Source organism: Sporosarcina sp. FSL K6-2383 (assembly GCF_038618305.1).
Taxonomy (GTDB): Bacteria; Bacillota; Bacilli; order Bacillales_A; family Planococcaceae; genus Sporosarcina.
Genome location: NZ_CP152017.1, coordinates 3,635,737 through 3,648,242, shown reverse-complemented (window position 1 = coordinate 3,648,242; position 12,506 = coordinate 3,635,737). Strand labels below are relative to the sequence as shown.

Annotated in this window: 8 protein-coding genes; 5 read left to right on the top strand and 3 right to left on the bottom strand. The window is 39.1% G+C overall.

Annotated elements, in window-relative coordinates; genetic code table 11:
- Positions 1 to 40: 40 nt before the first annotated feature.
- Positions 41 to 1,780: an ABC transporter ATP-binding protein gene (locus MKZ10_RS18365; RefSeq protein WP_342506642.1), complete on the bottom strand. Its 1,740-nt coding sequence runs from the start codon at positions 1,778 to 1,780 to the stop codon at positions 41 to 43.
- Positions 1,781 to 1,949: 169 nt separating this feature from the next.
- Between MKZ10_RS18365 and MKZ10_RS18360 the strand changes: the two genes are divergently transcribed.
- The 4 genes from MKZ10_RS18360 (at position 1,950) to MKZ10_RS18345 (ending at position 7,796) form a co-directional block, all read left to right on the top strand.
- A complete protein-coding gene (locus MKZ10_RS18360) occupies positions 1,950 to 3,326 on the top strand; it encodes an ABC transporter permease (protein WP_342510278.1) in 1,377 nt (458 codons plus the stop codon).
- A gap of 13 nt (positions 3,327 to 3,339) precedes the next feature.
- The gene (locus MKZ10_RS18355) at positions 3,340 to 4,836 is read left to right on the top strand and encodes an ABC transporter permease (protein WP_342506641.1); all 1,497 of its coding nucleotides are present in this window, start codon (positions 3,340 to 3,342) and stop codon (positions 4,834 to 4,836) included.
- Between the two features lie 29 nt (positions 4,837 to 4,865).
- A complete protein-coding gene (locus MKZ10_RS18350; protein ID WP_342506639.1) occupies positions 4,866 to 6,680 on the top strand; it encodes an ABC transporter substrate-binding protein in 1,815 nt (604 codons plus the stop codon).
- A 546-nt stretch (positions 6,681 to 7,226) separates the two neighbouring features.
- Positions 7,227 to 7,796 carry a DUF6434 domain-containing protein gene (locus MKZ10_RS18345; RefSeq protein ID WP_342506637.1) on the top strand — a complete coding sequence of 190 codons (570 nt, stop codon included), beginning with the start codon at positions 7,227 to 7,229 and terminating at the stop codon, positions 7,794 to 7,796.
- A 3-nt stretch (positions 7,797 to 7,799) separates the two neighbouring features.
- Here MKZ10_RS18345 and MKZ10_RS18340 read toward each other — a convergent pair whose 3' ends face one another.
- Both MKZ10_RS18340 and MKZ10_RS18335 read right to left on the bottom strand, forming a co-directional pair.
- Complete coding sequence (locus tag MKZ10_RS18340) at positions 7,800 to 8,807, bottom strand: IS1595 family transposase (RefSeq protein ID WP_342506635.1); 1,008 nt, start codon at positions 8,805 to 8,807, stop codon at positions 7,800 to 7,802.
- A 446-nt stretch (positions 8,808 to 9,253) separates the two neighbouring features.
- Positions 9,254 to 10,162 (bottom strand): AraC family transcriptional regulator, encoded by a 909-nt coding sequence (locus MKZ10_RS18335; protein WP_342506633.1) that lies wholly within the window; start codon positions 10,160 to 10,162, stop codon positions 9,254 to 9,256.
- A gap of 168 nt (positions 10,163 to 10,330) precedes the next feature.
- Here MKZ10_RS18335 and MKZ10_RS18330 point away from each other — a divergent pair, with 168 nt between their 5' ends.
- Positions 10,331 to 12,454, top strand: coding sequence for a glycoside hydrolase family 3 N-terminal domain-containing protein (locus MKZ10_RS18330; RefSeq protein WP_342506631.1), 2,124 nt, complete (start codon positions 10,331 to 10,333; stop codon positions 12,452 to 12,454).
- Positions 12,455 to 12,506: the final 52 nt, after the last annotated feature.

Below are 12,506 nucleotides of genomic sequence, written 5' to 3'. Positions count from 1 at the left end.
TGCGAAGAGGCTACTTTTTAGTTTCAAGTGCTGTGTCAAATCATTTAATAGGAACAGCCACCCAATGCCCTTTGGATACCTCCACAAATTCAGAATTCCCCAGTTGGTAGCGATCTTCTGTCGTTTGTTCCTCCATCAGTACTCGCTTTTTCTTCGATTCGATACGGGGATCTGGAATTGGAATGGCGGCCAGTAATGATTTTGTATACGGATGTTGCGGATTGTTGTATAGCTCTTCACTTTCGGCAAGTTCAACAATTTTTCCAGCATACATAACTGCGACTCTGTCACTGATATGTTTGACCATCGACAAATCATGGGCAATGAACAGATAGGTTAACCCCAGACGATGTTGAAGGTCCTCTAGTAATTCTACGATTTGTGACTGGATCGATACGTCGAGTGCTGATAAAGGCTCGTCACAGACGATGAAGTCTGGCTCTACGGCCAATGCACGTGCGATGCCGATTCGTTGGCGCTGTCCGCCTGAAAATTCATGTGGGTACCGCATAGCGTGCGACGGTTCCAAGCCGACCATGACGAGCAATTCCTCTACTCTCTTTTTACGCTCTTCATTATTTTTACTTAAGCGATGAATATCAAGTGCCTGACCGATAATATCGAGTACTTTGAAGCGCGGATTCAAGGATGAATAGGGATCTTGGAAAATCATTTGCATATGGCGCCGCATCGTTTTCATTTCATTTTTTGATAATCGATTGACTGCCATTCCTTGATAAAGTACATCACCATCGGTTGGCTCATGAAGACGTAAAATCGCACGGCCTGTTGTCGATTTTCCTGAACCAGATTCGCCAACGAGTCCCAGTGTTTCACCAGGTCGAATATGAAAGCTGATGCTATCCACAGCCTTCGTCAAGTTTCCTTTTCCGGCATCAAAATACTGCTTTAAGGACTTTACCTCAAGTAAAGGGCTAGCAGGATCTAAGCCTTCTTTAATACGGGGAGGTTTTTTGGTCTTTTTCTTTTCATCTAATCTTGGCAGTGCGTTCAATAGCTTTTTTGTATAAGCATGCTGTGGATTTTCAAAAATTTCATTTGTTGTACCCGTTTCTACAATTTCTCCATCTTTCATAACAGCAACACGATCACACATCCCAGCAACAACACCAAGATCATGCGTAATTAAGATGATGGATGTACCGAAACGTTCTTGCATATCTTTCATTAAATTTAAAATTTGGGCTTGAATCGTTACATCTAGCGCAGTTGTCGGTTCATCAGCAATCAGTAGAGAAGGGCGGCAGGCAAGTGCCATGGCAATCATGACACGTTGGCGCATGCCTCCCGAAAATTCATGAGGGTATTGATTGAACCGAGCTTCGCTATTGTGAATACCGACTACTTTTAGTAAATCTAGCGCTTCCTTTTTAGCTTCTCGCTTTGAAAGGTTTTGGTGCTTCATCAAGCTTTCAGCAATCTGTTTACCAATTTTGATTGTTGGGTTAAGAGATGTCATCGGATCCTGAAAAATCATACTAATATCTCGTCCGCGAATGCTTTCCATCTCTTTTTCCGTTTTTAGCGTAAGGTTCTGACCTTGGAATTCAATTGTGCCTTCTTTCATATAGGAAGGGGGAGATGGTAGAAGACGCATGATAGAGCGGGCCGTTACACTTTTACCACTACCCGACTCACCTACGATTCCTAGTGTCTCTCCCTTTTTAACTTCGAAACTAACACCGCGCACTGCATTGAAATCTTCCTCTTGGGATACAAAGGAGACATGCAAATCGGTAACTTTTAAAACAGTATCCAATGTAGACACCTTCCTGTTGACATATTTAGTAAGAAAAGATAATAGAATTGACAATATTAATCTCTTTACATATAGTATAGTTTACAGGTAGGGATAATGCAATTTAGGGAGGAGGTTTTATTAAATGAAGCAAGTGGTGTCGGATATCCTTCAACAATCCCATCGAAAGATGCAAGGGAGATGGATGTATAAGTATCTGCTTTTACTAGCCGGTATTCCAATTCACTTGATCACTTATTTATTCTACTTATTTAAAAGAAAGGATCACACCTATTTTTCTTCTCTGGCAGAAGTGAGGAGCGAGATGATTGCGGCTGGTTATAAGGAAGAATTACTAGGTTTGTATAAAGAGCAATTGCTAAAGAAACAAGTTTTCTTTAGAGAAGAGGAAAATATAGAGAAAACAAATCAGCAAGCGATTCAACTGGCTGAAGAACAATTTGAAAAGAAGGCTATTGAAAAGACGGATGAGATTACTGGACAAAAAGGGATAGGCAAGCCGAGCTATTCCAGCTATTTTGAGTCGCTATTTGCTCGATCTTCCTTTTTACTAGTTTCTTTTGTTCCTGGTATTTTCATGTATGTTCTTCTTTTTTTGCTCAGTAATCCGTTTGTTAAATATATAGTAGAGCGACTTATACAAAGTATTTTTGTTATTGCGGGTGTTGCTGTTCTTGTGTTTACAATACTATACATATCACCATTTGACCCCGCCTCCAATATTATTGGGGTCTCTGCAACAAAAGAACAAATAGCTTCATTTAATCATTTGTATGGATTGGATTTACCTTACTGGCAGCAATTGTGGAATGCTGTCAAGGGGATTGCAACATTCGATTTGGGTGCATCTTTTGCCGGCAATGAAGATGTAGCAGCAAGCATTGCAAAAAAATTCCCAATCACTTTTACAATTGCGATGTATTCTGTGTTGATGGCAATACTAATCGCCATTCCAGTTGGCATCATTTCCGCGACAAAGCCAAACTCTTTTCTGGATTATACATTTATGTTCATTGCGCTGATAGGCCTATCCATCCCAAACTTTTGGCAAGGACTGATCTTCATCTTGAACTTTTCGATAAAACACCAATGGTTGCCTGCTACGTTTAGCCCAAACAATGCGCTGTCGATGATTATGCCGATTATTGTGCTGGGAACAGGGCTGACGGCATCAGTGGCTAGAATGATGCGCTCTTCTTTATTGGAAATCATTCATGAAGATTACATCATTACTGCCAAAGCTAAGGGGTTAAACAAACATCAAGTGTTATGGAAACATGCGGTGGGAAATGCAATGATTCCAGTTATTACGGTCATTGGACTGTTATTTGGAGGTATGTTGGGCGGAGCGGCAGTCACGGAAAAAGTTTTTAATATTAAAGGAATTGGTAGCTATATCGTTGATAAGCAGTTCATTCCGGATATTCCAGCCATTATGGGTGGGGTTGTTTATATTGCGATTACCATTTCACTGGTCAATTTGCTTATCGATATTTTGTATGCTTTCCTTGATCCACGTATTCGTTCCAAAATGAAACAATCGTAAAGAAGGTGTGAAAATGAAAGCAACATCAACCAGAGGGCATGCTATAAAATTGTCTGGGGAATATTCACAGTCCATTTTCACATGGATTATTACCCTGGCCTTGACGGTAATTTTTCTTTCGAACAGTTTCAATTTTAAAACTGGTGATATAAACAGGAATATGCTTATCCTTTCTATTTCGTATGCTGTGTTCACGCTTATTCAAGTATTCATTACTTGGAGAGTAAAAAGAGATTTAACTAGATACGGTGATATTCAAAAGGCAACAAGACGCCTAGGTTTCATTCAATTATTTAGCTTGTGTACTGGAAATATTTTCACCATTGCATTTGCATTTAGTTTATTGAATAAGAAAAAAACACCGGAGTATACATTTGCCGTTTATATGCTGCTCACGCAGATTTTTGCAATTGCGATATCTGCACTTAATGTATTCAAACCATATGTGTCGGATACATTTTTACCGGCAATGGGTGTTTTAATAGGAATCACAGCTTTTTATGTAGTTACATTGATACTCGTGATCAAATTTGTAGATGATACAACGGCTTCGCCATTGATGTCTTTGATTGCGATTGTCACTATAATTACTGCTTTATCAGGTAATCTTTTTGCACTGATTCTAGGCTATAGTTTGCTACTGAAGTCAAGAAGCCGCGATCAATCAAGGATTATAAAGTGGAATACGATGTGGTTGAAAATTACACGTAACTCCACGGCGGTCATGGGCTTGTTTTTCATAATCCTGCTGCTTACCATTTCAGTCATTAGCAAATTCACCTTTGATTATGATCTTGCAGTGGATAATGATTATGGAAATCTATTGCAGAGCCCGAGCCTTGCCTATCCATTAGGGACTGATAATTTCGGACGAGATTTATTTTCAAGAATCATATTCGGTGCAAGAATATCCTTGCTTGTTGGATTTGCCTCCACCGCCATTCCAGTCATTATCGGAGGATTTTTAGGAGCAATTGCTGGTTATTATAGTAATCGAACGGATAATATCATTATGCGGCTACTGGATATTTTATATGCCATTCCTGGAATCCTATTGGCGATTGCTATTATTGCAGCTTTTGGCGCCAATACAACAAATCTTATTATCGCACTCAGCGTTGGGTCCATCCCGACATATGCTAGAACGATGCGGGCGAATGTATTGATGGTATCGAACTATGACTTTGTCGATTCGGCACGTGCACTTGGGACATCGGATTTTTCGATTATATTTAAACAAATTGTGCCGAATTCACTTGCACCGATGATTGTGAAGTCGACATTGACAATAGGGAGTGCAGTCATTGCGACAAGCAGTTTAAGTTATTTAGGACTTGGCGTAGAGCCACATATTCCGGAGTGGGGGAATATACTAAAGATTGGTAGTACCTATCTTGAATCCCATTCCTATTTGGCTATTTTTCCTGGACTTGCGATTATTGCCCTCGTGCTGTCATTCAACTTTTTGGGAGACGGTTTACGGGATGCATTAGATCCGAAGTTAGATTAAACGAACACAATTGAAGGAGGAAAAAGCATATGAAGAAAATTTTATTTCCAGTCTTACTCGTATTGATATTGGTTTTGGCTGGTTGTGTGCAAACAAAATCAGATGTTAATGAAAAAGATGAACCGGCTAAAGGCGGCGTTAAGGACGATACACAGGTTGTCATTGAAGTTCTTGGTATGAGTTCTAGTGAAGAGGACATGAATATCGTTCGAGATCAATTGACTAAAAGCGGCTTCGACGTAGAATTAAATATCCAGCCTGATTATGGTAGTTTCAAAGCGCAACAAGATGCGGGGAATTATGATGTTGCTGTATCTAGTTGGACGACAGTTACGGGAAATCCTGACTACGCAGTCCGTTCTTTATTCAAAACAGGCGGCGATTATAGTATTCTGGCCGATTCCAAAGTGGATGAACTAGTCGATAAAGCAAGTACAGAAACGCCAGATCAATTTGTAGAGACATATAAGCAACTGGAACAGCAGCTTGTTGCAGAGAAAGCTTATATTGCACCACTTTATAATTCTTTCAAAGCACAAGGGGTTAATAAAGAAGTGCTGAATGTAGATACGGTTCGACTTGCAAAATCACGTGCAATTGCATGGGAAACAATTGACTTTAATGATGCGTCCAAGAGGGAGACAGAGCCTTTAATCACGCAACAAGCATTGGGTTCATTGACGTCGCTTGATCCAGTTAAAGGAAATGACGGATCCATTAATACGTTAAACACCAATTTATATGTTCGACTTGTCAATTTAACGGACGATGATGTTGTCGTTTCAGATGGTTCACTCTCTTATAATCACAGTATTGCTGAAGGAAATTCTGAGTATTACTTCATTCTTCGAGATGATATCAACTTTGCAGCAGTTTCAGATGGGAAAGCTGTAGATACAGGAGAGCGTGTAGGGGCAGATGATGTGATTTTCTCATTGAACCGGGCGAAAGACAAAGACTCCGTTCCTGATCACCGGACATATAGTTTGCATGAGCATATTAAAGACGCGGAAGTTGTAACAGATCTTGCTGTTCTCGATCAAGTCCAACAATCAGATGGTAGTGGGACGGTTAAAGAGGCGCTTGAAGAAGGCCTAGATGTAAAAATTTCAGAACTTGTTGAAGATAAAACACAGGCAAATAGTGAAGAAGGAAAATACCAAGTTATCAAAATGACAACGACTGAACCTTTCCCACAAGTATTGAATTATTTGGCGCATCAATCTGCGGGAATTGTTTCGAAAATACAAGTTGAGAGTATTAATACCTATGATGTTGCAGCATTTGACGTGAACAAAGATATCCCATACGGTGATCAAAATACCGTTACGGAAGGTGCAAGCTATAACAATACGTTGTATGCAAGTGGTCCTTACATTTTGGTGAAAAAGAATGACTACGAAGCTGATTTCGTGAAAAATCCAGGGTACCGACCTGGAACTGATTTTGAACCACTCATTTCAAATGTCGTTGTGCGTTTCATCGCAGATGCAGATAGTTCATTATCTGCATTACGAAATGGCGAAATTCACTTATTCAATGGCGTACCGGAAACAAAGTATGAACTGGTTGAGAATGATGAGAAGCTGTTCTTGCAAAAGAATGACAGCAATGCTGTATCATACTTGCTTTTCAACACCGCAGATCGTGAAGTTGCGACAAGCGATGATTTAAGAAAAGCAGTGCTCTATTCAATCAATCAAGATGAATTCTTAAGCTATTACCAAGGGAATAAGAAAAAAGCATTTTCTACAGTAAGCCCACTTGTGAATACAGGTAATGAGCTTGTCGCGGATGCTGCAAAAGCAAAAGAGTTTTTAGAGAAATACAAGGCAACTAAATAAATAAAAGTGAAAGAGCATCCCGTTTATGAGGATGCTCTTTCTTTGTACTGGCGATATGCTTGGATGAGTGATGTACTAGACGCGACCTACTTATAATTTTTATCACGTCTGCTTATTAACCATTTACTTATAATTAAAACTAGAAAGCAAGAATCAGAAAACTTCCTGTTGACTTGGGCATTTCCGGCTTACTTTCGGCAATGGATGGACGATAAAATAACCGTAGGAATCATGTTTCCAGCAATGACTCCGTCATTACCGGAAACGCAGTTATCGATTATCCTATTGTGCATCATTGCCTGTCGCAAACCTCCAATGCTCAAATGAATAATATAGGTACTTGGAAAGAAAAGAAAAGAAAAGAATAGATGACATTGTAAAAGTATGTAAGTTCCAGAAGATACAATTTCGGGAACTATTGGACATTGAATAAAGTCTTTACTTTTGGCTGTTTTCGTAAAGTATATTGCTATTGGATATTATTATTTTTGATTTTCAGGAACGGTTGTTCTATAATGTGATTAAGTATAATTGGAGGTGATTCTATTGAGACCTAATCTAACGAAAGATATTAGTTTCCAGAGTTTTAAAGATTTCTATTGGTTAAAAGAAGAATTGCAAGCATTTTGCAGAGAAAGCGGAATTAGTTCTTCTGGCTCGAAAATAGAGATTTCAGATAGGATTGAGACATTTCTTCAAACAGGAGAGATAAAAAAAACTATCAGAAAATCAAGTATAAACAAGAAAATAAAACCACAAGTTGATTTAAGTCTCGATACAGTTATTACTGAAAACCATCGTTGTAGTCAAGATGTAAGAGCCTTTTTCAAGGCGACTATTCCCAAATTTCATTTTTCAACGTATATCCAAAACTACTTTAAAAGTAACGTAGGAAAAACGTATCGTGATGTTGTAAATGCTTGGTATGAGGAAGAAGAACGAAAGAAAGACCCCACATTCAAGAAAAAGATTGCACCTCAATTTGAATACAATCAATTCACTCGTGACTTTTTTGCTGACCCGAAGAATCAAGGTAAAACTCGTGCAGAAGCAATTGAAGCCTGGAATAAAATCAAGAAACTTCCTGGAAGCAACAAATATGACCCTAATAATTAACCTTTAAGGACATCTTAACATTTCTACTGTATAGTAATTTGACTTTCGACAAGCAGAAACAAGCATTTGTTTGACTCGTTCATCAAATGCTATTTGTTTGTCTATTTCAAGCCAACGGAACCAGTAAAGGTAGTTGTCAAGGTACTTAGTGGCAACTCCTTGAAAACGTACCATCCAAGCCTTTAAACGATTGTGGAAGTTGTTGACGTGTTGGATGTGATAGATACCCTTCTTAACACGCTGTTTTTGACGTTCATTTACCGTTTCGTGCTTGAGTCCCTTTATTTTGGCGAACTTCTTGTAGTTCGTGGCTGTATCTGTACATAGCAAAGCAGATGGGTGAATGTATTCACCTATCACCGTGTCAATTTCTTCGGCTTTGGGGCGACCTCTTCCCGCAATACGAGCAATCACACTTCCATTTCGGTCTTGTGCGACCACAACGGCAATTTTGAGGTTGGATATCCCACGCTTTTCGTCTTTCTCCCCACGTTTTTTCGCTTTTCTGTGAGTGATTTCCTTTCCTTTCATGGACTCACGAAAGAAGGTTTCATCACTTTCAACGATACCTTGTAGTTGATTAAAGCCTTGGCTTCCTAATGCATTCAGGATTTTATGTCTCCAGTAAAAAGCCGTAGATATATGGATTTGTAGGCGTTTGGCGATTTTCGGCAGTGTATAGCCTTCAACCATCAGTTCAATGTATTTGACCCACTTCTCGGGGTAATGTGAGCCTGAAAATGGCGTGTTTGTCATATCGTTAAAAGATTTATCGCAATCACTACACAGGTACCGTTGTCTTGAGCGATATTTGCCATTACGTTTGACTGATTTACTCCCACAATGAACGCAACCCAAACCAGAAGCAAAGCATGCTTCACGAATGCTTTTGAGTAGTGATGTGATTTTATCGGGGTCATCTGGAAATAAGTCTTGTTTCATTGCTTTAAACAATGCCAATTGCTCTGATTTGGTTAAATCGCTGAAGTCTTCATATACATCTGTCCACATACTTGAACGCCTTCTTAACCGTATTGTATCAACATTTTAACAGTCTGGTCAAAAAAGCAACAATCTATACGAAAACAGCCTTACTTTTTCATGTTGCGAAACACTTTAGAAGAAAATGATAGGGTTTAAAATAATAATGGTAGAAATGATGAAGATAGCTTCTGCCGCCAAAATTGTATCTTTGGCGGCCCTCTCTAGTTAAGAAGCCCTCTATTCCCTCGTCCTAAAAAATATTAGCACTTCGTGTATCTACGTTTTTGGAGAGCGACGGATGAACTACCATCATACGATTGCCGAAAATAATGTATGGGGATGCGGCGAAGTCGCATCCCCATACATGAAAATAGCACGGTTATTGTATAGAAGTTGTTTCATCCAAAGCGAACTAAAAAGCGATTGAACTTAGATTGCACATTATTTGATTAAGTTTGGTTAATCAACAGACATTAATTTTTATATTCCATTTGTAACTTTTTTGGTGAAAGATTGTATTCCTTTTTGAAGAGCCTATAGAAACTTGAATAATCTAGAAAACCGCATTTCAAGGCTACTTCCTCAATGGGGAGCTGATTTTGTTTAATCATCGTTACAGCAAAGGATAGACGCTTCAGTGATACATAACGGTAAAAGGGGAGGTTCATGTTCTTTTTAAAGTAATGAGAGAAATAGTATTTATTCAAATGAAAATGAGTAGATACTTTGTCTAAGCTTAAATCCGGTTCAGTCAAATGTAATTCAATATATTCTAGTATAGATACGAATCGTTGGTCTAGTTTATTGTTGTTGCTAAGGTTGGGCATACTACTTGTGGGATCAAAGAGTATTTGAAGAGCCTGAAACAACTGATAATTTATGGTGAAAGGAAAGTTTTCTTCTTCATTTATAATTTTATGATTTATTTCATTGAGTAGAAAATGTACGTCTTGGAGTTTTTTTTCATGCAGATGCAATACGTGCGAGCTTTGTGTCTTTTGATTAACAATATTTTCTTTCATAGATGGTGAGCTGGATAGAAAGTCGTCCATTAACTGCTCGCTCACGCTAACAATTATGCGTTCGTAACTATCCATATGCTTAACAGTAGCTTTGTGTACAGCGTAAGGAGGGATGACCACAACGTCTCCTCGCCGCAAGGAATATGTCTTCCCTTCACAAAAGAATTTACACTCGCCATTTAAAAAGACAAGAACCTCCAAAACATCATGCCTGTGCAATTGGAATAAAGACTCCCATTGGGAAAAGTCCTCAGATGATTCGTTAAATTTTTTGAACCAACCTTGGGAATGATTTTTTTTACTAAAGTAATTTATTTCAAACCCTTTATTGACGACTGGAATTAAATCAGATTGCTTCATATGACACCATCTCCTACACAGCAACATTTACAATATTTTAAGCAATAAACGCTATATATTTTTAATTTTTTGCTGTTATTCTTATAGTATAAAAGAAAGCGTTATCAAATTCAATGCGCATAGAGCAAGGGAATAACTAGGGCAAGACTATACTGAGGAGGCGTTAAAATGGGAATGAACCATAAACAACCCAATCTAGAGGTCAGAGTCAAGAACATCATTGAAGTGGATGGATTAAAATTTAAAGACTTGAATAATAGCGGGAAGCTAGAACCTTATAAGGATTGGCGTTTGAGCCCGAAAGAGCGTGCAGAAAACTTAGTGTCATTGATGAACATCGACGAGAAGGTTGGGATGATGCTCATTAATTCACGTAAGATGGGACTTGCTCAGGAAGATAAGGAGAAGACCAGTCATGATGGTGTGTTGGATGATGCTGTTGTAGAAAAGGGCGAAAATATATTCGCTGCATCCAAAATTTATGGCTCCACACATACGATTGCGAAAAGAAATTTAAGGCACTTCATTTTAAGAGATAACTTTAGTCCAGCTGAAATGGCGGAGTGGGTTAATAAAATGAATGAAGTTGCTGAGGGAACGCGTTTAGGTATCCCAGTTATCATAGCGTCTAATTCAAGAAATGAAAATGCTGAACCTATTTTTGGAATGAATGATGCGGGTGGTATTTTTTCTACATGGCCTGGAACTTTAGGACTTGCAGCGGCAGCACAAGGAGATATTAAAGACGGTGGAGACGCATCGTTGATTAGCGAATTTGCTAAAATTGCTCATGCAGAATGGAATGCTACGGGGATAAGAAAAGGGTATATGTATATGGCGGATACCGTTACAGATCCAAGATGGCAGCGGACATACGGTACGTTTGGAGAAGATCCAGAATTTATTTCTGACGCGATTGGTCGCCTTGTTGTAGGTTTCCAAGGTGAAGAGTTAGGAAGAGATAGTATTGCGATGACAACGAAGCATTTCCCGGGTGGTGGAGCTAGGGAAAATGGATTTGATCCCCATTATGTAGAAGGAAAGTGGAACCTGTACCCGACTCCAGGAAGCCTAGAAAAGTATCATTTGCCGCCGTTTAGAGCAGCAATAAAATATGGTACATCGTCAATCATGCCGTATTATTCTATCCCAAGTATTAAGAAAAGTGTCGTCCAAGAGTTCGAAGGTGAAGATATTCCGTTCGAAGAGGTAGGCTTCACATTTAATCATTATTTCATTACCCATATTCTAAGAGATAAACTTGGATTTAAAGGCTATATAAATAGTGATAGTGGTATCGTCAATAAGATGAGCTGGGGTGTTGAAGAACTGAGCGAGGCGGAACGTTTTGCTAAAGCTGTCAACGCTGGAACAGATATCGTTGCGGATACAGGAGATATCGAAAATCTTAAATTAGCCGTTAGCAAAGGCTGGATTAGTGAAAAACGGATTAATGAAGCGAATGTCCGACTCCTTACGGAAATGTTCACGCTAGGTCTTTTTGATGATCGTACGTATAATTCACCAGAATCGGCGACAGCTGTCGTTAGTAACAAAGCGAATTGGGATGCAGCTTATGAGGGACATAAAAAATCTGTTACCGTCCTTAAAAATCAACAGCAGACATTGCCTTTAACAGCTGAAAAGCTGGCGAATAAAAAGGTTTACGTGGAAGTATTGCATAAGGATACGACACGAGCAACTGCTTACACTGAAAAGGCAAGAAAAGAATGTTTAGAGCTTGGGCAATTTACGTTGACTGATAACTATGTAGAAGCTGACGTCGCGATCATGTTCATACATCCAAAGTCCGGATCCTATTTTGATGCAACACTAGGATTATTAGAACTTGATATTTGTGAAGATAAAGTAGTATCAGGTTTGGATGGTTCATTGTATCAAGAAACAACTCTAACGGGCATGGATCATCTACAAGAGGTGGCAGACAATATTCATAGCCGTGGTGGAAAAGTAGTCATTAGTGTGAATGTGACATTGCCATGGTTACTAGGAAATGTTGAACCATTGGCGGACGCATTAATCGTTGGATATGATACCTTCTACAATGCACAGTTTGAAGTGATCGCAGGAAATAGTAATCCTGCAGGCGTTCTACCATTGACATTGCCTGCAAGCGATCAAGTCATTGCTGTTTATCAGAATGGTGAGTGTGTATCGAGAAATGATGTACCGGGCTATGACAAGGACAAGTATATGCCTGAAGGCCTCAGCTATGCCTATAAGGATAGCGATGGCAATGTCTACAAACTTGGTCATGGACTACGTTATTAAAAGCTGAAAAAAGAAGCCATTCGACAGTTCAATTAACTGCGAAAAGGCTTCT

Bases quoted from the DNA above. Each gene is read 5' to 3' on its own strand.
- MKZ10_RS18335 (WP_342506633.1), bottom strand. From the start codon at position 10,162: ATGAAGCAATCTGATTTAATTCCAGTCGTCAATAAAGGGTTTGAAATA.
- MKZ10_RS18330 (WP_342506631.1), top strand. From the start codon at position 10,331: ATGGGAATGAACCATAAACAACCCAATCTAGAGGTCAGAGTCAAGAAC.
- MKZ10_RS18360 (WP_342510278.1), top strand. From the start codon at position 1,950: ATGCAAGGGAGATGGATGTATAAGTATCTGCTTTTACTAGCCGGTATT.
- MKZ10_RS18340 (WP_342506635.1), bottom strand. From the start codon at position 8,807: ATGTGGACAGATGTATATGAAGACTTCAGCGATTTAACCAAATCAGAG.
- MKZ10_RS18355 (WP_342506641.1), top strand. From the start codon at position 3,340: ATGAAAGCAACATCAACCAGAGGGCATGCTATAAAATTGTCTGGGGAA.
- MKZ10_RS18350 (WP_342506639.1), top strand. From the start codon at position 4,866: ATGAAGAAAATTTTATTTCCAGTCTTACTCGTATTGATATTGGTTTTG.